20 protein-coding genes are annotated in these 22,528 nt (G+C 70.5%); 13 read left to right on the top strand and 7 right to left on the bottom strand.

The annotated features are described in order from the left end of the window. The first annotated feature begins 36 nt into the window (after positions 1–36). Positions 37–1,326, top strand: coding sequence for a CoA transferase (locus ACFYWJ_RS24620; RefSeq protein ID WP_387161782.1), 1,290 nt, complete (start codon positions 37–39; stop codon positions 1,324–1,326). Further along, positions 1,323–2,720, top strand: a complete 1,398-nt coding sequence (locus ACFYWJ_RS24625) for an amidohydrolase family protein (protein WP_355278424.1) — start codon at positions 1,323–1,325, stop codon at positions 2,718–2,720. Before ACFYWJ_RS24620 ends, ACFYWJ_RS24625 begins: the two co-directional genes overlap by 4 nt. Here ACFYWJ_RS24625 and ACFYWJ_RS24630 read toward each other — a convergent pair. Both ACFYWJ_RS24630 and ACFYWJ_RS24635 read right to left on the bottom strand, forming a co-directional pair. Then, positions 2,701–3,024: a hypothetical protein gene (locus ACFYWJ_RS24630; protein ID WP_355278427.1), complete on the bottom strand. Its 324-nt coding sequence runs from the start codon at positions 3,022–3,024 to the stop codon at positions 2,701–2,703. The two genes, ACFYWJ_RS24625 and ACFYWJ_RS24630, sit on opposite strands and share 20 nt — an antisense overlap. Before the next feature lie 57 nt (positions 3,025–3,081). After that, positions 3,082–4,689 (bottom strand): MFS transporter, encoded by a 1,608-nt coding sequence (locus ACFYWJ_RS24635; protein ID WP_355278429.1) that lies wholly within the window; start codon positions 4,687–4,689, stop codon positions 3,082–3,084. A gap of 67 nt (positions 4,690–4,756) precedes the next feature. Here ACFYWJ_RS24635 and ACFYWJ_RS24640 point away from each other — a divergent pair, with 67 nt between their 5' ends. The 3 genes from ACFYWJ_RS24640 (at position 4,757) to ACFYWJ_RS24650 (ending at position 8,108) form a co-directional block, all read left to right on the top strand. After that, positions 4,757–5,617, top strand: coding sequence for an acyl-CoA thioesterase domain-containing protein (locus tag ACFYWJ_RS24640; RefSeq protein ID WP_355278431.1), 861 nt, complete (start codon positions 4,757–4,759; stop codon positions 5,615–5,617). Positions 5,618–5,805: 188 nt separating this feature from the next. Continuing rightward, positions 5,806–6,993, top strand: coding sequence for an amidohydrolase family protein (locus ACFYWJ_RS24645; protein ID WP_355278578.1), 1,188 nt, complete (start codon positions 5,806–5,808; stop codon positions 6,991–6,993). Positions 6,994–7,241: 248 nt separating this feature from the next. Then, positions 7,242–8,108: an alpha/beta hydrolase gene (locus ACFYWJ_RS24650; RefSeq protein ID WP_355278433.1), complete on the top strand. Its 867-nt coding sequence runs from the start codon at positions 7,242–7,244 to the stop codon at positions 8,106–8,108. 344 nt (positions 8,109–8,452) lie between these two features. Here the strand turns inward: ACFYWJ_RS24650 and ACFYWJ_RS24655 are convergent, their stop codons facing one another. Further along, positions 8,453–10,630, bottom strand: coding sequence for a malate synthase G (locus ACFYWJ_RS24655; RefSeq protein ID WP_355278435.1), 2,178 nt, complete (start codon positions 10,628–10,630; stop codon positions 8,453–8,455). Between the two features lie 246 nt (positions 10,631–10,876). Here ACFYWJ_RS24655 and ACFYWJ_RS24660 point away from each other — a divergent pair, with 246 nt between their 5' ends. Together ACFYWJ_RS24660 and ACFYWJ_RS24665 are read left to right on the top strand one after the other, a co-directional pair. Next, entirely contained in the window at positions 10,877–11,536 is a 660-nt protein-coding gene (locus tag ACFYWJ_RS24660; protein ID WP_355278438.1) for a TetR/AcrR family transcriptional regulator, read from the top strand. 2 nt (positions 11,537–11,538) lie between these two features. After that, entirely contained in the window at positions 11,539–12,828 is a 1,290-nt protein-coding gene (locus ACFYWJ_RS24665) for an acyl-CoA dehydrogenase family protein (protein WP_355278441.1), read from the top strand. A 28-nt stretch (positions 12,829–12,856) separates the two neighbouring features. Here ACFYWJ_RS24665 and ACFYWJ_RS24670 read toward each other — a convergent pair whose 3' ends face one another. After that, positions 12,857–13,309, bottom strand: a complete 453-nt coding sequence (locus tag ACFYWJ_RS24670; protein ID WP_355278444.1) for a helix-turn-helix domain-containing protein — start codon at positions 13,307–13,309, stop codon at positions 12,857–12,859. An 84-nt stretch (positions 13,310–13,393) separates the two neighbouring features. Between ACFYWJ_RS24670 and ACFYWJ_RS24675 the strand changes: the two genes are divergently transcribed. Further along, positions 13,394–14,608: an MFS transporter gene (locus ACFYWJ_RS24675; RefSeq protein WP_355278447.1), complete on the top strand. Its 1,215-nt coding sequence runs from the start codon at positions 13,394–13,396 to the stop codon at positions 14,606–14,608. Between the two features lie 18 nt (positions 14,609–14,626). Here ACFYWJ_RS24675 and ACFYWJ_RS24680 read toward each other — a convergent pair whose 3' ends face one another. After that, positions 14,627–15,325: a DUF4232 domain-containing protein gene (locus tag ACFYWJ_RS24680; RefSeq protein ID WP_355278450.1), complete on the bottom strand. Its 699-nt coding sequence runs from the start codon at positions 15,323–15,325 to the stop codon at positions 14,627–14,629. A gap of 387 nt (positions 15,326–15,712) precedes the next feature. Between ACFYWJ_RS24680 and ACFYWJ_RS24685 the strand changes: the two genes are divergently transcribed. From ACFYWJ_RS24685 to ACFYWJ_RS24700, 4 genes are all read left to right on the top strand, one after another. Next, entirely contained in the window at positions 15,713–16,255 is a 543-nt protein-coding gene (locus ACFYWJ_RS24685) for an HNH endonuclease (protein WP_355278453.1), read from the top strand. Then, complete coding sequence (locus ACFYWJ_RS24690; RefSeq protein WP_189034276.1) at positions 16,252–16,506, top strand: WhiB family transcriptional regulator; 255 nt, start codon at positions 16,252–16,254, stop codon at positions 16,504–16,506. Before ACFYWJ_RS24685 ends, ACFYWJ_RS24690 begins: the two co-directional genes overlap by 4 nt. 190 nt (positions 16,507–16,696) lie before the next feature. Beyond that, positions 16,697–18,286 carry a VWA domain-containing protein gene (locus tag ACFYWJ_RS24695; RefSeq protein WP_355278456.1) on the top strand — a complete coding sequence of 530 codons (1,590 nt, stop codon included), beginning with the start codon at positions 16,697–16,699 and terminating at the stop codon, positions 18,284–18,286. 126 nt (positions 18,287–18,412) lie between these two features. Then, positions 18,413–19,474, top strand: a complete 1,062-nt coding sequence (locus tag ACFYWJ_RS24700) for a hypothetical protein (protein WP_355278459.1) — start codon at positions 18,413–18,415, stop codon at positions 19,472–19,474. On the opposite strand, the gene ACFYWJ_RS24705 is transcribed toward ACFYWJ_RS24700, so the two are convergent. Together ACFYWJ_RS24705 and ACFYWJ_RS24710 are read right to left on the bottom strand one after the other, a co-directional pair. Further along, positions 19,463–20,293 carry a virginiamycin B lyase gene (locus tag ACFYWJ_RS24705; protein ID WP_355278462.1) on the bottom strand — a complete coding sequence of 277 codons (831 nt, stop codon included), beginning with the start codon at positions 20,291–20,293 and terminating at the stop codon, positions 19,463–19,465. The genes ACFYWJ_RS24700 and ACFYWJ_RS24705 overlap by 12 nt on opposite strands. Positions 20,294–20,303: 10 nt before the next feature. Then, complete coding sequence (locus ACFYWJ_RS24710; RefSeq protein ID WP_355278464.1) at positions 20,304–21,782, bottom strand: ABC-F family ATP-binding cassette domain-containing protein; 1,479 nt, start codon at positions 21,780–21,782, stop codon at positions 20,304–20,306. A 73-nt stretch (positions 21,783–21,855) separates the two neighbouring features. Here ACFYWJ_RS24710 and ACFYWJ_RS24715 point away from each other — a divergent pair, with 73 nt between their 5' ends. Then, positions 21,856–22,461, top strand: coding sequence for a TetR/AcrR family transcriptional regulator (locus ACFYWJ_RS24715; protein WP_355278467.1), 606 nt, complete (start codon positions 21,856–21,858; stop codon positions 22,459–22,461). Positions 22,462–22,528 lie beyond the last annotated feature (67 nt).

Genomic DNA, 22,528 nt, shown 5'->3' on the forward strand with positions numbered 1-22,528 from the left:
CGGCGGCTGTCGCGTCCTTCGCCCTAGTATCGAGCTGTGCTTTTCCCCCGCTCGCCCGAGTCCGGTTCACCGGTGGTGGACTGGTCCGACAGTGGCGTGGTCGCGCTGACCGGACGGCCCGACGGGCCCGTGCTGATGCCGCCCGGACGGGCCGCGACGCACGCTCGGGAGCTGATCTCCGTTCTCGCTTCCGCTACCGGGACACCGATCGGGCTCGACGGCGCGCGTCTGCTCGGCGAACGCGCCGCGCTCACCGGGCTGCGCCGCGGTGGCGCGGTCTCGGCGGGCCGCCATTGCCGGCTGCTGCGCACCACCGACGGCTGGGCCGCGGTGTCCTGTGCCAGGCCCGGTGACCCCGACCTGATCGGCGCGCTCGTCGGCGTGAACCTCGACGGCGCGGATCCCTGGCCCGCGCTGACGCGCTGGGCTCGCGAGCATCCCGGCACCGAGCTGGGGCATCGCGCCGAACTGCTCGGTCTCGCGGCAGGTCCCGTCCGCACCCGCGCCGGCAGCACGGTCCCGGGGCTCCCGGGTACCTCCGACCTCCGCCCGCCCGCTGCAACGCCATGGCCCGGAATGACCGCTCGCCCGGTCGCCGGACTCCTCGTCGTGGATTTCAGCGCGCTGTGGGCGGGTCCGCTCTGCGCGCATCTGCTCGGGCTGGCCGGTGCCCGCGTCGTCAAGGTCGAAACGCCCCACCGCCCGGACGGCGCGCGGCGGGGCAATCCCGAGTTCTACGCGCTGCTGCACCACGGCCACGAATCCGTGGTGCTCGATCCCGGGGAACCGGGTGGCAGGCGCGCGCTGGCAGCGCTCGTCGACGCGGCCGACATCGTCATCGAGTCCTCCCGGCCCAGGGCGCTGGCCGGATTCGGCCTCGATGCCGCCCGCGCGGTCGCGCGCGGGACCTCCTGGCTGTCGATCACGGCGGCGGGCCGATCCTCGCACCGGGTGGGTTTCGGCGACGATATCGCCGCGGCCGCGGGTCTGCTCGCCCACGACATCGGCACGAACACACCGGTGTTCGTCGGTGACGCGATCGCGGACCCGCTGACCGGGATCACCGCCGCCGCGCTCGCGGCCTCGGCGCCTGCCGACGGATCCGGCGTGCTCTGGGACCTCTCGATGACCGACGTCGTCACGGCGACTCTGACCGACGAACCGGCCGTACACCTCCGGCGCCACGGCGAGCAGTGGATCGCCGACACCGAGGCGGGCCCCGTGCCGGTGGCCGACCCCACTCCCCGGGCACCGGCCGGTCCCGCACCGGAATCCGGCGCCGACACCGCCGGAGTGCTCGGCTCCCTCCGGATTCCGGTCCCGTGACCGTCATCGTGATCCGGCACGCCGAGGTCGACGGCGTCCCCGATCTGGATGTGCGGCTCCGCGACGGACGCGTGGATCAGCTCGGCCGGAACCTGTCCGCCCGAGATGCCGCCGAGGTGATCCACGCACACGGCGGTGCGCTGATCCCCGGTCTCCACGACCATCACCTGCACCTGCACGCCATTGCCGCCGACGCGACCTCCACGGCGTGCGGACCACCCACGGTCCGGGACCGCGCCGCCCTCGCGACGGCGTTGGCAGCCGCGCCCGGTGACGAACACGGCTGGGTGCGCGGCACCGGCTACGTCGACACCGTCGCGGGCGATCTCGACGCGGCGGCACTGGACGCGCTGTATTCCGCGCGCCCAGTCCGCATTCAGCATCGCAGCGGCGCGATGTGGATCCTCAACACCGCCGCCCTCACCGCCGCGGAAATCAGCGGTCCCGCGCATCCGGGCGTCGAATGCGGCACCGACGGGCTACCGACCGGCCGGATCTGGCGTGCGGACCCGTGGCTGCGCACCCGGCTGCCGCGCACCGGGCCACCGCGGCTCGACGGAGTGGGTGCGACCCTCACGGGATTCGGGATCACCGGGGTCACCGACGCCACGCCCGACCTGTCCGACCGGTCGCACGCGGCGCTGATCTCCGCCGTGGCCGATGGTGCTCTACCCCAACGGGTTTCGCTGCTGGGCACCCCACTCGGCGGCGCGTGGGAGTACCCCAATCGCGTCAGCGCCGGACCCTACAAGATCGTGCTGGCCGATTCCGGACTCCCGCTGTTCGACGACCTCGTCGCGCGTGTCCGCACCGCGCACGCGGACCGCCGCGCTGTCGCGGTCCACTGTGTGACCCGCGAGGCGCTGGTCCTGCTGATGGCCGCGCTGGAGGTCGCCGGGTCGTTTCCCGGAGACCGTATCGAGCACGCGGCCATCGTGCCCGCCGACATCATCGACGCCCTCGCGAGCCGGGGCGTGCGCGTGGTCACCCAGCCCGGATTTCTCGCCCAGCGTGGCAGCTACTACCGCGACCACCTCGCCGACGACGATCTGGCCGATCTGTACCGCTGTCGCACCCTGCTCGACGCCGGGGTGGGTGTCGCGCTGTCGAGTGACGCACCATACGGCCCTATGGATCCCTGGGCCGTCATCGCGGCCGCCGTCCATCGCCGCCCGGATGCGGGCGAGGTCCTCGGTCCGGAGGAATGTCTCTCTCCCACACAGGCACTCGATGCCTACCTCGCACCGCTGGACGATCCCGGCGGCCGGCCCCGGCGCGTCCAGCCGGGCGGTCCCGCCGACCTCGTGCTGCTCCACGAACCGCTGCGCGATGGCCTCGCCGCCGGCTCGGCCAGCGTGGTCCGCCGGACGTTCCTCACCCGGGCTGCGACGTAGCCACCGCTCGCCGGCCCACCCCACGGCAGTGCGTCAGCGGCACCGCGTCGACGATCTCGGCTGTCGAGACGTGCCAACCGCAGGGCAGGCCACAAGTGCGAAAGAGCCTGCGCTCCACGACACCCCGGGAGAAGGCGCGCGTGGTGACCGACGCCTGCGCCGCGTATCCGCACGACGGGCACTTCTCGAAATAGTCGAGCAGGTCGTGGGTCGTGGTGCCGATCAGATCACCGAGGACGGGCTCGTCGTCATCCGTACCGGGAAACCGACGCGAGCCGGTTCCGGCGCCGTTGCGATCGACCATCGAGCACCATCCTCTCGGGTGAACTAGTTACTGTCGATATTACAGTAAATAATTCAGTCAACTGTTCGTCTCGGCCGTTTTCCCGGTGACCACGATCGGCGCGTCGTTCGGGGCGGACTCGGACGCCTGCTCGCCCACCCCGGAATCGGTGGCGGCGGAGCGCTCTCGGCCGGGCGCCCAAAAGACGGTGACCACAGCCGCGGCGAGCACACCGGTCCCCAGCACCGTGGCCGCCGCGCCCGACCCGTGGACGAACGCCTCCTCGATCGGCTCGACGAGCGGACGCGCCGCGGGCCCGAAGACCCCGGCCGCCTCCAGCGCCGCGGCAGGCGAGGCCGCCACCGGCGCGCGCAACTCCAGCGGCAGCGCCGCCACCACCGGGCCGATCCGCTCCCGATACCCGGCAGCGAGCAGACTCCCGACGACCGCGATCCCGATCGCCGCACCCACCTCACGGGTCGCATCGTTCACAGCCGCGGCGACACCGTGCTTGTGCGTCGGCACCGCGCCGACGATGGCCGCCGTGGCCGGTGTCGCGGACAGCGCGATGCCGAAGCCGATCACGACCAACGCCCACAGCAGGTCCAGATACCCACTGCCTACCGACAGCCGGGCCAAGCCGTACATGCCCACCGCGGTCACTGCCAGCCCGGACGCCATCATCGCGCGCAACCCGACGCGCTCCGACAGCCACGGGGCGACCGGTGAGACAAGCATCAGGGGAACCATGATCGGCGCCACCGCCAGTGCGGCGCCCAGCGGGCCGTACCCGAGCACGAGCTGCAGATACTGCACGACCAGCATGAAAACGCCGAACACCACGAGGAACTGGGCCGTGATGGTGAACGCTCCCGAACCGAAACGCCGGTCGGCGAAGAGCCGCACATCCAGCATCGGCGCATCCGCCCGCAACTCCACCGCGACGAACAACGCAGCGGCGCCGAGACCGACCGCGAGGAGAACCAGCACGAGCGGATCGCTCCACCCGACCAACGGCACCTCCGACGCCGCGAACACCACCGAACCGACGGCCACCGCCCCGACCACCGCACCGGCCGTGTCGAACCGGAGCCGCGACTCCTCGACGGATTCAGCCACCGTGCACGCGGCCACGGCCAGGATCAGCCCGGCACCGGCCATCGCAACGAGAATGGCCGTCCACGACCACCACACGAGCAGGGCGCCCGCACCCAGCAGCCCGATCGCGCCACCACAGGCCACCGCCGCCGCCCAGATTCCGACCGCCAGCCCACGGCGCGATGCGGGAAACTCCGCGGTCAGCAACGACAGGGTCGACGGCATGACCAGCGCGGCGCCGGCACCGGTGACCGCACGCGCGGCGATGAGCCAGACCGGGCCCGATACCACCAGCGGGATCAGCGAACCGGCGGCCAGAACGATCAAGCCCGCCACCATCATCCGGCGGCGCCCGTACCGATCACCGAGGGCGCCACCCGGCAGCACCAGGCAGGCCAGTGCGAGGGTGTAGGAATCGGCGATCCAGGTCAATTGCTGCTGTGAGGCGCCGGTCGCGGTGGCGATGCTCGGCAGGGCTCCGTAGAGCGCGACCATGCCTGCGATCACGAGCCCGACCGCGAGACAGGCCACCAGCAGCGCCCAGACACGGGCTGCGCCGAGCCACTTCGAGCCGCGGTTCCCTGTCATCCGACCCTCCACGATGCTCTGTCGAATTAGCTACTGTAACTATTCCAGTAGAACGTATCATCAGCTCGTGACCGACGTGCTGCACGACCTCATGACCTGCCTGGATCTGCGCGAACACGATCCACGCGCGGACCGCACCGCACCCTCGGCGCCGAGCGCAGCACCGCGGGTACTCACCGGACCCAATCAGCAACTGCCGCACCGGCGCCTGTTCGGCGGCCAACTCCTCGCCCAGTTCGCGCGCGCGGCCCACGCCTACGCGCCGGACCGGTCGATCAAATCCCTGCATGCCCTGTTCACCAGGGAAGGGCGCACCGACGACCCGGTCACCTATCTGATCGACCCCGTCCACCTCGGGCGCTCGTTCGGCGCGCTGACAGTCTCCGCGCTACAGGGTGAACGGACGATCGCCACCTGCGCGATCTCCCTGCACAGCGACGAAGACGGCCCCGCGTATCAGCCGGACCGCCCGGCCCTGTCGGTGCCCGGGCCCGAGCACCGCGTCGAGATCGAGCTCCTGCCCTGGGATACGCGAGCGACCTCGGCACCCGACGACGGCGATGCCGGCACCGACTTCGACCTGTGGATGCGCTTGCCCGGCAACGACTCCGGCGTCCGTGCGGCGCTACTGGCCTACGCGAGCGACCTCCACGTGATCGCGACCGCGCTGCGATCGTTTCCCGGCATCGACCACCACGGCAACGGCCGGGACTTCACCTCCGCCACCACCTCGCACACGCTGTGGTTCCACGGCCCGATGCCCACCGAGGGCTGGCTGCTGCTGCGCCATCGCCCGGCGCTCGTCGGACGCGGCCGTTGCTACGGCCAGGGCGACGTCTTCGGCGAGGACGGCACCCTGATCGCCTCCTTCGCCCAGGAGTCGCTGCTGCGATTCCCCGTCGGCACGACTCCCCGACCCCACCGCTGATCCATTACTGTATGGTTTACCGTAAATAAGACAATTATCCGTGGGGTGATCCAGGGCCACCGGGCCGTCCCGCCTTCGCCGCACGCGCGGCGCGGCCCGGAGCGACAACCCAGCTCCCGAGGAGGGCGACTGTGAGCAGCACCGACGAACAATTCCGTGCCGCACCGATTTTCGATGCCGACCAGCACATGTACGAGAACCCCGACGCGCTGACGAGGTACCTGCCGGACCGGTACGAACGTGCGGTGCAGTTCGCCCAGATCGGCCGCCAGACCCGGATCGTGATCAACAACCAGGTCACCGACTTCATCCCGAACCCGACCTTCGAGCGGGTGGCCGCCCCCGGCGCGCACGAGAAGTTCTTCGCCGGGGAGAACACCGAGGGACTCACCCTGCGCGAGATGCAGGGCCCCGCGATCGACGCGCCCTCGGGAACCCGGAACCCGGCGGACCGGATCGCCGAGCTCGATCGCCAGGGTGTGGTCGAAGCGCTGAACTACCCCACTCTGGCCAGTCTGGTCGAGCATTCGGCCGCCGACGATCCCGCGCTGACGCTGGCGATCATCCACGCCCTCAACCAGTGGATGGCCGAACACTGGACCTACAACTACGAGAACCGCGTGTTCTCCACGCCGATCATCAACCTGTCCGAAGTCGACGCGGCACAGCGGGAACTCGCCTATGTCCTCGACCACGGCGCCAAAGCCGTGCTGATTAAGCCCGGACCGGTCAACGGGCTACACGGCTGGCGTTCGCCCGCCCTGCCGGAGTTCGATCCCTTCTGGCGCGATGTGGAATCCGCCGGCCTGCCCGTGGTCCTGCACGCGAGCTACCCGCCACTCGACAGCTACATCGCCCGCTGGGAACCGCCGCACACGGCGAACTTCATGGCGCAGAGCTCGTTCCGGTGGATGACCCTGGGGCATCGCGAGATCGCCGACATGATCACCAGCCTCATCTGCCACGGAACCCTGACCCGGTTCCCGAATCTTCGGATCGCCAGCGTCGAGAACGGCAGCTCGTGGATCCAGCCGCTGTTCCACGACTTCGAGGACCTCTACAAGAAGATGCCGCAGAACTTCCCCGAGCACCCACACGAGGTGTTCCGGCGCAACATCTGGGTGAGCCCGTTCTGGGAAGGCTGCGTCGCCGATGTGGTCGACACGGTCGGCTGGGACAAGGTGCTCTTCGGGTCGGACTACCCGCACCCGGAGGGTCTCGCCGAGCCCCTCGGCTACTGGAAGTACGCCGAGGACATGGACGTGCAGCGGACCTACGACTTCATGGGCGACAACGCGCGCCGGTTCCTCGGCCTGCCGATCGCCAACCCCGCGCCCACACTGCTGGCCGCGCAGGCCGCGCCCGATCCGGTGTAGCGCGCCGGGCCGGTGCTCCCCTACCCGAGGGAGAGCACCGGTGGGAGGATCATCGCGACCGCGCCGGAAGTACGGCGGCCTGCATCCGGCGCGGCGCAATTCGCCGAGAAACTAGAACACGTTCTATATTGCTTGATACCATCAGCGACATGGGGAGACCGACCGTGGATCGCCACACCTCCACCCCCGGATGGAAACTACTCCGGGCCAGGTTCTCACTGCACGACTTCCATCCGGACCTGCGTTCGGTGGCGGCGGTCGCGCCGAGCCGCGCCATTTCCCGCAGGTCACTGCCGCTATTGCGCAGGCTTGTCCGCATTCTGCAGCTGCGCTCCTCTCCCTATGCCACCGAGGCGACCACTGATGCAGGGGTCCGGATCAGGCTCCACCGCCCGCGCCACCCGATGACCGGTCCGCTCCCCGCTCTGTTGTGGATTCACGGCGGAGGGTACGTCTTCGGAGTGCCGGAACAGGACGACGCGGTGTGCCGCGATCTCGCCGAGTCCCTGGGCATAGTCGTTGCCGCGGTGGACTACCGGCTCGCCCCCGAGCATCCGTATCCCGCAGGCCTCGAGGACTGCTACGACGCGATGACCTGGCTCGCGCGGCGCTCGGACATCGATGCGCGACGGGTCGCGATCGGCGGCGCCAGCGCGGGCGGCGGCCTCGCCGCGGCCCTCGCGCTGCTCGCCCGGGACCGCGAGGAGGTCGCGCCCGTATTTCAACTGCTGGTCTATCCCATGCTCGACGACCGAACCTCGGCCCGGTCCGACCTGGACGACACCCGATGGCGGTTGTGGGATCGGCGCAGCAACCACTTCGGCTGGGCCGCCTACCTCGGCGACACCGACCCGGAGATCGCCGTACCGGCACGCCGCACCGACCTTTCCGGAACCGCGCCCGCCTGGATCGGCGTCGGCACCGCCGACTTGTTCCACGACGAGTCCACGGCGTACGCGAAACGCCTGGCCGACGCCGGCGTCCCGTGCACCGTCGAGATCGTCACGGGCGCATTCCATGGTTTCGACCTGGTCCTACCAAAGGCACCGGTGTCGCGGTCGTTCTTCGCGAGTCAACGCGACGCGCTGCGCGCGGCACTCGTCGACCGGGCCTGATCCAGCAGCTTCCGCCACCGTGTGAGGTCGAGCCGACGCCCGCATGTGACCAGATGGCACCGCGCGGACAAGATCGGCGTTCAGCCGAGGATGCGCTATCGGCTTAAAGAACACTCGACAGGTCTTCAGGCGCGCGAGGAGAGACGCAAACCCGGTGGAAGGTCAACTTTTGCAGACGATGTCGGCGCATCATTGTGCGACCGTTTTTGTGACCGTTTTGAGGGTGATGAGCCGGTATCCAGGGTGATCCCCGGTGAAGACAGCGGCCCCACACCGGATTTCTCCGAGGCGGGGCCGCAAGCGAAAAGTACTGCTACGAGCTACTTTTCACACACTCGACAGTCCTACTTCTGCGCGGCCTTGTACTCGCGACGACGGCGGTGCAGGATCGGCTCGGTGTAGCCGTTGGGCTGCTTGGTGCCCTCGAGGACCAGTTCCTTGGCGGCCTGGAAGGCGATGCTGGCGTCGAAGTTCGGGGCCATCGGGGTGTAGGCCTTGTCGCCGGCGTTCTGGCGGTCGACGACGGGGGCCATGCGCTCGAGGCTGGCGATCACGTCGGCCTCGGAGACGATGCCGTGGCGCAGCCAGTTGGCGACCAGCTGGCTCGAGATGCGCAGGGTGGCACGGTCTTCCATCAGGCCGATGTCGTTGATGTCGGGCACCTTGGAGCAGCCGACACCGTGGTCGATCCAGCGGACGACGTAGCCCAGGATGCCCTGGGAGTTGTTGTCCAGCTCCTGGCGCTTCTCCTCGTCGGACCAGTCGGTGGACTGGGCCAGCGGGATCTCCAGGATCTGGTCGACGGTGGCGCGCGGGCCGCCCTTGGCGATCTCGGACTGCCGCTTGAACACGTCCACCAGGTGGTAGTGGGTGGCGTGCAGGGTGGCGGCGGTCGGCGAGGGCACCCACGCGGTGTTGGCGCCCGACTTCGGGTGCACGATCTTCTGCTCGAGCATGCCGGCCATCAGGTCGGGCATGGCCCACATGCCCTTGCCGATCTGGGCCTTGCCGGGCAGGCCCTTGGCCAGGCCGGTGTCGACGTTCCAGTCCTCGTAGGACGCGATCCAGGTCTGGGCCTTCATCTCGGCCTTGCGGACCATCGGCCCGGCCTCCATGGAGGTGTGGATCTCGTCGCCGGTGCGGTCCAGGAAGCCGGTGTTGATGAACACCACGCGCTCCTTGGCGGCCTCGATCGACGCGGCGAGGTTGACCGTGGTGCGGCGCTCCTCGTCCATGATGCCGACCTTGAGGGTGTTGCGGGTCAGGCCGAGGACGTCCTCGATCCGGCCGAACAGCTCGTTGGTGAACGCGGCCTCGTCGGGGCCGTGCATCTTCGGCTTCACGATGTAGACCGAGCCGGTGCGGGTGTTGGCCAGCGCCGCGGTGCCGTTGAGCGAGTGCACGGCGATCAGCGAGGTGATCAGGCCGTCCATGATGCCCTCGGGGACCTCGTTGCCCTCGGCGTCGATGATCGCGTCGGAGGTCATCAGGTGGCCCACGTTGCGCACGAACAGCAGCGAACGGCCGTGCAGCACCAGCTCCGAGCCGTCGAGCGCGGTGTAGACGCGGTCGGGGTTCATGGTGCGGGTGAAGGTCTTGCCGTTCTTGGTGACCTCTTCGGCCAGGTCGCCCTTGTTCAGGCCGAGCCAGTTGCGGTAACAGACGACCTTGTCCTCGGCGTCGACCGCGGCGACCGAGTCCTCGAAGTCCATGATCGTGGTGAGCGCGGACTCGAGCACGATGTCCTTGACACCGGCGGTGTCGGTCGAGCCGATCGGCGAGTTCGCGTCGATCTGGATCTCGATGTGCAGGCCGTTGTGCTTGAGCAGCACCGAGGTCGGGGCCTCGGGGTCGCCCAGGTAGCCGACGAGCTGCGACGGGTCGGCCAGGCCGATGTCGGTGCCGTCTTCCAGGCCGATCTCGAGCTCGCCGTCGACGATCTTGTAGTACGACGAACCGATGTGCGAGCCGGTGATCAGGGTGACGGCGTCGTCGAGGAAGTTACGGCCCCACTCGATGACCTTGTCGCCGCGCACGCGGTTGTAGCCGGTGCCCTTCTCGGCGCCGTTGGCCTCGGAGATGGCGTCGGTGCCGTAGAGCGCGTCGTAGAGCGAACCCCACCGCGCGTTGGCGGCGTTGATCGCGAAGCGCGCGTTCATCACCGGCACCACGAGCTGCGGGCCCGCGGTGGTGGCGATCTCGGCGTCGACGTTGCCGGTGCCGATCTGGAACGGGGCGGGCTCGGGGCGCAGGTAACCGATCTCGGTCAGGAACTGCTTGTAGGCGCCCTTGTCGTAGCCGGCGCCCGGGCTCTCCTGGTGCCAGGCGTCGAGCTTGCCCTGGATCTCGTCGCGTTCGGCCAGCAGGGCGCGGTTGCGCGGGGCGAGGTCGTTGATAACCTGCTCGGCTCCGGCCCAGAACGCGGCGGAATCTACGCCGGTACCGGGGAGCGCCTCGTTCTCGATGAAATCGTGGAGAACGCTGGCCACCTGGAGCCCGCCGACCTGAATCCGCTCTGTCATCTACTGCCTCACTTTTGAGAAAGCCGGGTGGGAAAAGTCGATGTCATGTTACCCGTGGGTAGTGGTGACACCTCGTGTGGGTTCGAACGCCGTGGAACCGCCGTCCATTCCGCCACGCCGAGACGCCGAGGTCGACGCGTGGGCGTGGCGGCCCACCCCTTGATTGTAGGCACCCGGAGAATTAATGTACTGACCGGAACATTTCTCGGCGGCTCGTCCCAGGTCGCCCGGTGGAGTGGAGGCACGGTGGACGGCGCGCGATCCGGCGAACCCGTCGCCCCGGTCCGCCGCCGGGGCCGCCCACCCGCCACCGATCGTGGCGCGGCCGACACCCGCGACCGCATCCGGGCCGCCGCGCTGGACCTGTTCGCCGAGCGCGGCTTCCACGGCACCGGCGTCGCCGAGATCGGCGCGCGGGCCGATGTCCAGCGCGGCGCGCTGTACTACCACATCGGCTCCAAGGAGGAGCTGCTGTGGGAGATCCTCGCCGACTACACCCGCCTGCTGCTCGCCGACGCCGAGCGCATCGCCGACGCGAGCACCGACCCGGTCGAGACGTTGCGCTTGCTCATCCGCAGTCACGTGGAGCTGATCGTCACCCATCGCCGGGCGGTCGCGGTGCACCTGCGCGACGCCGACGCGCTCACCGGCGAACGCGCCGTCGAGCTGCAGCGGCTGCGCGATCGCCTCCAGCACCGCTGGCAGGAGGTGATCGACGCGGGACACGCCACGGGGCGGCTGCGCACCGCCGATCACGTCGTCACCAACGGCCTGCTCGGCATGCTGAACTCGCTCGGCTTCTGGTACCGCGAACGCGGCGCGCACTCCCCCGCCGAGATCGCCGACATCCTCACCGACACCGTCCTGTCCGGGCTCAGCGCCACGGACACCGATCCGAAAGGCTGATCATGGCGTGGGATTTCGAGACCGACCCGGAGTACCAGCGCAAGCTCGACTGGGTCGCGGACTTCGTCCGCACCGAGGTCGAGCCACTGGATCTGATCTACCCCAACCCGTACGACCGGACCGATCCCGAGATCAGGGCGCTGATGCGGCCACTGCAGCAGCAGGTGAAGGACCAGGGACTGTGGGCCTGCCACCTCGGCCCCGAATTGGGCGGACCCGGTTACGGTCAGCTGAAACTCGCTCTACTCAACGAGGTGCTCGGCACGTCCATGTGGGCGCCGCTCGTCTTCGGTTGTCAGGCACCGGATTCCGGCAACGCCGAGATCCTGGCGCACTTCGGCACCGCGGAGCAGAAGGAGCGGTACCTGCGGCCACTGCTCGACGGGGAGATCGGCTCCTGCTACGTGATGACCGAGCCCACCGGCGGCTCGGACCCGACCGCGTTCCGGACCACCGCCGTCCGCGACGGTGACGAGTGGGTCATCAACGGCGAGAAGTGGTTCAACTCCTGCGCCGAGTTCGCCACCTTCCACATCGTGATGGTGGTGACCGACCCGTCCGCCGAACCGCATCTGCGGCTGTCGATGTTCATCGTCCCGGCAGACGCCCCCGGCCTCGAACTGGTGCGCAATTTCACCGTGCCCGGCTTCAGCGAACACGAGGGGCACCTGCGGTTCACCGACGTCCGGGTACCCGCCGATCATCTGCTCGGCGCGGAGGGCGCGGGTTTCGTCGTCGCGCAGACCCGCCTCGGCGGCGGCCGCGTGCACCACGCGATGCGCACGGTCGCGTTGGTCCGCAAGGCCTTCGACATGATGTGTGAGCGCGCGGTCTCCCGTCCGGCCCGCAAGGGGGTGCTCGGCGGCTTCCAGATGACCCAGGAGCGCATCGCCGACAGCTGGATCCAGATGGAGCAGTTCCGCCTGCTCGTGCTGCGGACGGCCTGGCGCATCGACCAGGCCCAGGACTACCGCGCGGTCCGCAAGGACATCGCCGCCATCAAGGTGGCCATGCCGACGGTCATGAACGACATCGCCCGCCGCGCACTGCATCTGCACGGCGCCCTCGGGGTCAGCACCGACCTCCCGTTCCTCGACATGACCACCTACGCCGAGGTGATGGCCATCGCCGACGGGCCGACCGAGGTCCACAAGATCACCCTCGCGAAGGAGGTCCTGAAGCAGTACGCGCCCGCGGATCCGGTGTACCCCACCGGTTTCCGGCCCACGCTCCGCGAGGAGGCCCGCGATCTCGTGGCCCGCAGGCTCGAACGCGAGGTCGGCAACCTCTGATCGGGCGGTCACCGCGGCGGTCGCGTGCTCAGTCCACGCGCCGCACGCGGGTGGTCTCGGCGGTGACCGGCGCGCCGGACCCGCTGCGGGGCCGCAGCTCGGCGATCACCTCATCGTCCCGGTCGACGAGGGTCGAGTGCCGTTCACCGTCGGCGAAGGCGTGCCGTTCACCCCACTGCCGCAGCGCGACGATCGTCGTGAACAGGTCCCGCCCGGCGGCGGTGAGTTCGTAGACGTGCCGCTTGCCGCTCGGGGTGGCACTGGTGGTGAGGATGCCGTCGTCGACGAGCCTGCGCAGCCGGTCGGCGAGGATGTTGCGGGCGATCCCGAGGCGCTGCCGGAACTCGGTGAACGAGCCGGGGCCGTCCATGGCGTCGCGGACGATGAGCAGACTCCAGCGATCACCGACCAGGTCGACGGTGCGCGCGACCGGGCAGGTGGGGTCGGTCCACGCGCGATCGTGGCCGGACGTCGGTGTCATCTGTCACCTTCCGCATTGGGTTGCGTTTCGAAACCATTATTCCCTATCGTGAATTGGTTGCATTTTGCTACCGATTGGAGAGTGATGGTCACCGGAATCGCGCGCCCACAGCGCTTGCTCCTGGCCGCGGTGTGCGCCGTGGCGGTGGCGACGATCTACGCGATGCAGCCGGTGCTGGGCGCGGCGGGCGCGCAGCTGGGGTTGCCGGCCGAGTCGGTGGGGTTGCTGGTCGCGGCCGGGCAGATCGGCTATTTCGCCGGGCTGATCCTGCTGGTACCGCTGGGGGATCTGGTGAACCGGCGGGGGCTGATCGGCGGGCTGCTGACACTCACCGGCGTCGGAGCGGCGATCACGGCCGCCGCGCCGAACGGTGTCGTCGCGATGGCGGGGCTCGCCGTCGCCGGGGTGTTCGCGGTCGTCGTGCAGGTGACGGTCGCCTACGCGGCCGCGGTGTCCGAACCCGGCGAACGCGGCCGCGTCATCGGCGCCGTCACGTCGGGGGTGGTCGTCGGCATTCTCGGTGTCCGTGTGGTCGCGGGCGTCTTCGGCGACACGCTGGGCTGGCGCGCGGTCTTCGTCCTGCTGGCCGCGTCGTGCGCGACGCTCGCCGTCGTCACCCGGGCGGGTCTGCGTCCCGATATCCGGACACCCGGCGCGCGCTACCCACAGATCGTGCGGTCGATGGCGCGTCTCGTGATCACGGATCGCCTGTTCCGGAGCCGAGGCCTGATCGCCTTCTTCCTCTTCGCGTCCTTCGGCACCCTCTGGAGCGGCCTCGCCCTGCCCCTCGGTGCCGCGCCGTGGTCGCTCGGTACCACCGAGATCGGGCTGTTCGGCGTCGTCGGTCTCGCGGGTGCGCTCGGCGCGACCCGGGCGGGCAGGTGGGCCGATGCCGGTCACGCGCAGGCGATCACTGGGTGGTCACTGCTGGTCCTGGCCGGGTCCTGGCTGCTCATCGCCCCGATGGGGCCGACCCTGCTCCCGCTCGTGGCCGGCATCGTCGTGCTCGACTTCGCGGTCCAAGCCGTGCACGTCTCCAGTCAGCATCTGCTGACCACCGCGCACCCGGACCGCACCGGCAGCGTCCTCGGCGCCTACATGACGTTCTATTCCGCGGGCTCCGCGCTCGGCGCGGTCACCACCGCCTGGGCGTACACCGCGTGGGGATGGTGGGCCGCGTGCGGATTCGGCGCGGGCTACGCCCTGTGCGGCCTCACCGTCTGGGGACTGGCCCAGTTCCGGCTCGATGAGAGATCGGAATCCGTTCCGGCGCAGCGGGTTCCGTGCTCGCAGGCATGATCACCCCGGCGCCGCCGATCAGCTCATCGGCGTGACCGGATGAACCGCGAGATCGCATACCGACAGCGCCTCGGACACCGGGACGGTGTCGGTGGTGTCGGGCGGGGTGACCCGCAACCCGGTATAGACCGGGCAGGCGTTGCCCGAGGCGTCGGTGGTGGTGCCCTCCACGACGGCTTGCGCACCGTGGTCCTGGGTGAGGATCACGGTCGCGGGCTCGCTCCGATCGGGTGGCAGTCCGCCCAGGTAGCCGCGCAGGGTGCGGGTCGCGTTCGCGGTGGTGTCCCCGATCGCGTCGACGCCCGGATAGCCGGTCAGCGAACAGGGCCCGCTGGCCCCGACCAGCCAGAAGCGCAGGGTCAGCCCCTGGTGCCCGGCCGCCGCGGTGACCGGCCCGCCGCCGACGAGCACCTGGCCGTCGGCGCACGCGGGCGCGGTATCGGGCAGCGCGACGCCGGGCGGACTGGTCGGACCGCCGGTGGCCGCCGGCGCCGAGGTCACCGCCGGGCCCCGGGACGGGGCGGGCAGGGCGGCCGGGGGCACCAGGGTCGCGGGTCCCGCCGCGCTCGTCTTGACCGACGACGCCGGGCCGGGTGCGGGCAGGGTCGGACTCGGCCGATCGGCGGGCGCGCTCGTACCGCCGGAATCGCTGTCGCAGCCGGGAAGGAGCAGGACCACCGCGCAGGCCACGGTGGCCGGAATCAGCGCTGTCCGCATGAGCACCACTCCTCGCGTTCGGTGCGCCCGACGGGCACCTCACCCCGAAAATGTATCGCGACCTGCCGGTTCGAGGTTTCCGTCGGTATCGGAGCGTTACCGGAAATAAATCAGCCGACATCCGGCGCGCCGTATGCCACCATGAATTCCACGCCGGTCATTCGCAACAAGGCGACACCGACGAGATACCCCGAGAGGAGGAGACGGCCATGAAAAACCTTGCGCCACTGCGACAGTCCGAGAAGACCTATCGCCGCGCCGGTTCGGCCCACAGCGCGTCGAGCGCGGGCCCCGATGCCATGGCCCGTCTCCGGTTCGCGCACTGACGCGGTAATCCCACTCGACTCCGACCGTCGTTCGCACTTCTCTCGAAACATGGTGATTCCCATGACGATCCGTCATGCCGTCGACCCGATGGCGCCCACGTCCGACACCTGGATACGCACCAGGGTGCTCGTCCTCAACGCCAGCTACGAAGCCCTCGACGAGATCACCGCCGACCGGGCCGTGACACTGCTGATCAGCGGTGCCGCGGAGACCGTCATCGAGCGGGCGCCGCGGTTCCCGATCCGGTCCCAGCACCTGGTCATCGGGCTGCCGGAGACGATCCGGCTGCTGCGCTACGTCTACCTGGGCCACGTCGCCCCGGTCGGTGAGGACAGCCGCGCCACCCTGGCCGGTGTCCTGCGCCGCGACCGGCACCGCTGCGGCTACTGCGACGACTGGGCGCAGACCGTCGACCACATCCGCCCGCGCAGCAGGGGCGGACCGAACACCTGGGGCAACCTGATCGCCTGCTGCGGCCCCTGCAATACGAGCAAGGCCGACCGCACCCCGGAGGAAGCGGGGATGCGGCTGCTGTGGGAGCCCAAGGCTCCCGACCCGCTGGCCCGCACCCAGCGCCGGATCTGGAAGGAGTACGCGCCGTGACCACCACCGACCTCGCACTGACCGAACTGCTGACTCTGTCCGATTCGGGGCAATGGCACCGCGCCGCCTGCCGGGGTGACCCGAACCACGAGGCCTGGTTCCCGTACCCGTCGCAGGACTTCGACTACGCCCGCCGGATCTGCGCCGGTTGCCCGTTGCTCGCGGGGTGCACCGAGTACGCGGCGCAGACCGGCCAGTCGGGAGTCTGGGGCGGCCGTGAATACGACCGTGGCCGCGTGATCCGCGAGTGACCGGCCGGGGCCGGGTGTCCGTCGTGACACCCGGCCCTACGCCGTGACCTGCACCGATGCGCACCGGAGTCCACCGTGCGGCGGCCGGGTCACGAGTCCTTAAACTTGCCACGTGGGTACTCATCGCAGCGGGACCAGATCTCGAACCATCAGCAAAGGTCCGGTTATCGCGGCATCGGTACTCGTTCTGGTGATCGTGGCCGTCTTCGCGTGGTTCCAGCTCAGCGACCGCGCCGCGAGCACCGACGTCGCGGCGGCCGCCGAATGTGTCGAGGGACCGGCGTCGCTGGACGTGACCGTCGATCCGGCGATCGCGGGCCCGGTGCGCGCCGCCGCCGAGCGCTACAACGCGAGCAAGCCGCGCGTGCGCGACCACTGCGCCCGGGTGGAGGTGTCGGCCCGGCCGTCGGCCGCGCTCGTCGCGGGACTGGCCGATCCGGGGAAGTGGGATCCGGCACTGGGCCCGAAGCCCGGCCTGTGGATCGCCGATTCGACCCGGTCGATCGAACTGGTCCGGGTGCCCGGCCTGATCGAGGGCACACCCGCCTCCATCGCCACCAGCCCGATCGTGCTCGCCGTGCCCGACGCGCTGCGCCAGGCCCTCGAACAGCATCAGGTCGCCTGGTCCGACCTGCCACGGCTGCAGCAGGGCTCGCTCGACGAGGTCGGCTTGGCCGGCTGGGGCGGCCTGCGGATGGCACTGCCCACGGGCGACGCCACCACCGCGGCGGCCGCCTCGATCGGAGCCGCGGTCTCGGGCACCGAGCCGCTCACCGAGCAGGCCGCCGGGTCCGGGCAGGTCGTGGCCGCGATCTCCGGGCTGGCCGCGGGCGCCCAGACGCCCGCCGACCTGATGACCGCGATGGCCGCGATCACCACCGACCCCACCGCCGACGAGGTGCACGCCGTCGCCGCGACCGCCCAGCAGCTGGGCACCGGCGGGCTGACCGCGTTCCGGCCGGTCGGGACCGCGCCGCTGGCGGACTATCCCGCCGCGCTGCTCTCGGGCCCCTGGGTCGACAAGACCCAGAACCTCATCGCCTCCCGCTTCATCGACTTCCTGCGGGCCCCGGAGCAGGCGGGCGCGCTGGCCACCGACGGGTTCGGCCCGGCCATCGGCTCCGCCCCGCCGAACCCGGACAAGGCGGCACTGCAGAAGGTCCAGTCCACCCTGGCCAACCCGGTGCTCGGCGTGAACGCGACGGTGCTGCTCGACGTGTCGTCGTCGATGGGCACCGCCGAGGGATCGACCACCCGGCTCGCGAACGCGAGCGCGGCGCTCGCCTCGACGCTCACCGTGATGCCGCCGGACTTCGGTCTCGGGCTGTGGACCTTCGGCAAGAACCTCGACGGCACCACGCCGTACAAGGTCCAGGTCCCCACCGCCCTGCTGACCGACACGCAGCGCAATGCCGTCGGGACGGCGGTCACCAGCACCAAGGCGACCCAGACCACCAGCGATCAGGCCTACCCGAGCCTGCTCGCCGCCTACCGCGCCGCGGTCGCGGCCTACTCCCCCGGCCGGACCAACTCGATCCTGATCATCACCGACGGTCCCGACGACGATTCGACGCTGACCGGGCCCGCGCTGGTCAGCGAGATCACCGCCGCGACCACCGCGGGCAAGCCCGTCCGGATCGACATCGTCGTAGTCGGCGGCCAGGGCACCCAGACCCTGCAGACCCTCGCGCAGCAGACCGGCGGCACCTACACCCGGCTGCCGACGAGCAACGACCTCGGCTTCGGCACCGCCGTGGTGAAGGCACTGACCACACCCTGACGCCCCGAACGGCCGCGCGGACACCATCATTCGCTCGCGCGGCCGGAATCGGTGGTGTGAACCACCGCACCGCCGGGTACTCGCAACCCACTGCGTTCGGTCCGATCCGCGGCGGGGAGACGAGTGATGGCGACGAACCACGGTGCGCGAGTCGCGTTCCGGCACTGGCGCGAACGCGTCGACCGCGGCGTCATCCTGGCCGCGCGCAAGCCGAACCACTACATCCTCACCGCCAGTACGGCCACCGCCGGCGTGTTCAGTTCGCTCGAGATCGCCGACCCGGTGAAGCGGGGCATCGACGCGCTGCCGGTGGTGACCAACAGTGATTGGCTCGGCTTCGTCCTGTTCACCGTCGTGATCGCGGCCGGGCTGCGCGGGTTGTCCCTGGCGGTCGGCAGGCTCGCGGGCCGGGAACCGATCGACGTGCTGGCCGGGATCATCGACGACAGCGGGCTGCTGCCCGACCTCACCTCGCACTATGGGAGACGGATGACCGGCGACACCGACGCGACCCCGCAGCTCGACTACCGGGTCCGCCATCTCGACGACCGCGACCTGGACACGCTGTGCCAGATCAACCGGGAAGCCTTCGCCCGGTCCGGATTCGCCACCCCGCTCGATGTGATCAGGCAGCGCAATCTCAGTGTGCACCAGGTCAATCCGCTCGCGTACAGCCTGATCGAGGCCCGGGTCGACGGCACCTTCGTCCCGGTCGGATTCTCCTGCATCCTGCCGCTGAACCGGCTCGGTGAGGCCGCCTACTGCCGCACCGGCGGACTGACCGACGCGCAGCTGCGCGGTCTGCATCTGAGCAGGCCGGGCGAATGGTCGGACGCGGTGGTGCTGTTCTCGGTCGGGCTGCTGCGCGGGTTCCGGGGCAGGCTCGGCGCCAGCCCGCTGACCATCTCGCAGATCTACATCGATCATCTGGCCGAGGTCCTGCTCGACATCCACGCCGCCGATCCCGCCCGGCCGACCACCCGGGTCTACGCGCAGACCGAGCACGCCGGAACCGGTGTCGCGCGCCTGCTCGCGGCCTTCGGGTTCGCCGACACCGGCGTGGTGACCGGCGACGGCTATCCGCTGCGGATGCTCGAGATACCGCTGGGCGCGATCGATGCCGCGACGGCACCGACCGCGCCCGGGTTGCGCGCGCTGCTCGAGCGATTGCGGTCCTCAGCCGGGTGAGACCTCCACCAGCGCACCGGATTCCATCGCGATCCAGAGGTGGCCGCTGGCGTCGACGGTGAGTCCGTGCGGTTCCTTCCCCGGGAGCGGCAGGTGGTCGAGGTCGCCCTCGGTGGTGATCCGGCCGAGCGTGCCGCTCGCCCACTCGGTGAACCACAGCGCGCCGTCGGGGCCGGTGGTGATCGCGTGCGGGCGCGCGGCCGGGTCGGGCAGCGCGAATTCGGTGACGGTGCCATCGGTCTCGATGCGCCCGATCGCGCCCGCCCCGATCTCGGTGAACCACACCGCGCCGTCGGGGCCGGCGGTGATGCCGACCGGTGCGGCGGCGGGTGTGGGCAGTGGGAACAGGGTGGGCGCGAGGTCGCGGTCGATCCGGCCGATCGCATTGCCCTGGTTCACCGTGAACCACAGTGCCCCATCGGTTCCCGGGGTGATCATCGACGGCATCCCGTCGACGTCGACGTGCTCGACGGTGCCGTCGGCGCCCAGCCGGCCGACCCGGCCCACCTGCAACGCGGTGAACCACAGCGCCCCGTCGGGGCCGGCGCACACGCCGTAGGGCCCGTCCATCGCGATGCTCGTGACGATGCCGTCGAGGGTGCGGCGGCCGAGCCGTCCGCCCCGGAACTCGGTGAACCACAGTGCCGCGTCCGGTCCGGTCACGATCACGGTCGGTTGACCGTCGGCCGGGTCGAGGGGGAAGATCTCCACCTCGCCGCCGGCGCAACGGCCGAGGGCGCCCTGCGCGACCAGCGTGAACCAGACCGCGCCGTCCGGCCCGGCCGTCACCCCGTAGGGCGCGCCGGGTACGTCGATCACTTGTACGATGTCAGCCAAAGTCTTCGATTCCCTTCTGTATTCCCCGGAACCGCCTGCGCAGCGCCCGGTCGTGCGAGACGACCACGACCGCGCCCCGGTAGTCGTCCAGCGCGCGTTCCACCTCGTCGACCAGGGTCAGCGACAGGTGGTTGGTCGGTTCGTCGAGCAGCAGCAGATCGTGGTCGCCCGCGAGCACCCGCGCCAGGGACAGTCTGCGCCGCTGGCCCTCCGACAACGTACCGACCGGACGATCCAGCAGTTCGGGCGCGAACAGCCCCGTCGCCAGCAGCGCGGCCCGGCCGAAGCCGTAGGCCTCGGTGACGCTGCGGTCCGGCTCGAATCGCTCCTCCTGCCGCAGGTAGCCGATCCGGCCGGGCGCCGTCGCGTGCAGCGCGTCGAGCAGGGTCGACTTGCCCGCGCCGTTGGGTCCGTGGATGAGCAGCCGTCCCCGGGCGCCCAGCGTCACGGGACCGATGGCGAACTCCGCGTCCGATCCGGCCGCCGCGAATCGCCCACGGAAGCGCAGGGGTTCGGGCGGTCGGGGCACCGGATCCTCCCGCAGGCGGCGCAGGCGTTCGGCGGTCCGGCGCACCCGGGAGGCGACCGAACTCTGCACCCGGCCCGCGTTGCGGTCGTAGGCCATCTTGTTGTTGTCGGTCATCGCCCGCCCGTGCGCGACCCGCACCGCGGTCGTCGTCGCGAACTCCTCCAGCCGGCCGATCTCGGCGCGCCACTGGGCGTACGCCTGCTCCCAGCGCACCCGCGCGGCCGCTTTCTCGGTCAGGAACCCGCTGTAGCCGCCACCGAATCGGGTCAGGCCGCGATCGGCCACCTCGAGGATCGCGGTCACGACGCGGTCGAGGAAGATCCGGTCGTGCGAGACCAGGACGACCGTGCCGCGATGGCCGCGCAGCCGCGCCTCGAGCCAGGTCAGCGCGCTCTCGTCGAGGTGATTGGTCGGCTCGTCGAGCAGCAGTACCTCCGGCGACGCGGCGAGCAGACAGGCCAGGCCGAGCCGGGCCCGCTCGCCGCCGGAGAGACTGTCCAGCCGTCGCGACCGATCGATCCCGCCCAGCCCGAGTCCGTGCAGCGACGCCGCCACCCTGGCGTCGGCCGCGTAGCCGTCGCGGGCCTCGAACCGGGTGAGCAGAGCGCCGTAGCGATCCATGTCCTGCGCCTCGGCGGCGGCCTGCATCGCGCGCTCGAGCCCGCGCAGTTCCGCCAGCGCCTGCTCGACGGCCGCCTCGACGGTGTCGCCGGACAGGGTCTGGGCGAGGTGGCCGAGCCCGCCCTCGGCGGTCACGGTGATCGATCCGGCATCGGCGTGCTCGGCGCCTGCCAGCAGCCGCAGCAGGGTCGACTTCCCCGAGCCGTTCTCCCCGACGATGCCGATCCGCTCGCCGGGCCGGATCGTCGCCGTCACCGCGTCGAGTACCGGCCGGTCCGCGTAGGACTTCGACACGCCCCGCAAGGTCAGTTGAGTGGTCAAACAGCGCTCCAATCGCAACTTGTGTAGCTTTAACCATACGGACACTCGACCACTAACGCAACGGGAGTAGATTTTGGAACCGCAACGGCGCCCCGGTGGGCGCAGCGCCCGAGTGCGGGAGGCCGTGCTCGACGCGACGACGGCCGAGCTCGCCGAGCACGGCTACCAGGGCCTGACCGTCGACGCCGTCGCGCAGCGGGCCGGGGTGCACAAGACCACCGTCTACCGGCGCTGGCGTAGTCCCGAGGGCCTGGTCGCCGACGCGCTCGACCTGGCCGCGGGCCGATCGTGGGCCATCCCGGACACCGGCACCCTCACCGGCGATCTGCGCGCACTCACCGAGCTCGTGCGCACCGGGTTCACCGACCCCGAATCAGGTCCGGTGGCAACGGCTTTCGTCACCGCGGGTCTGCAACATCCCGCGGCGGCCGAGGCCCTGCGGACCTTCTACGCGGCACGGCACGCCGAGGCCGCGGTGATCGTCGACCGGGCGATCGCGCGCGGCGAACTCGACCCGGAGGTGGCCGGTACCGAGGTGGTCCGGTTCGCGGTGGCGCCGCTGTTCCACCGGTTGTTCGTCACCCACGAGCCCGTGACCACCGCGCACGCGCACCAGGCCGCCGACGCGGCGATCGCGCTCGCCCGCGCGGGATTACTGACCGGCGAGCAGACACCGTGATCCCGTAGCCGGGCTGCCGACGACGAAAGAGGGCCCCGCCGAACCAATTTCGGCGGGGCCCTCTGTC

The organism is Nocardia sp. NPDC003269, assembly GCF_042888005.1.
GTDB lineage: Bacteria > Actinomycetota > Actinomycetes > Mycobacteriales > Mycobacteriaceae > Nocardia.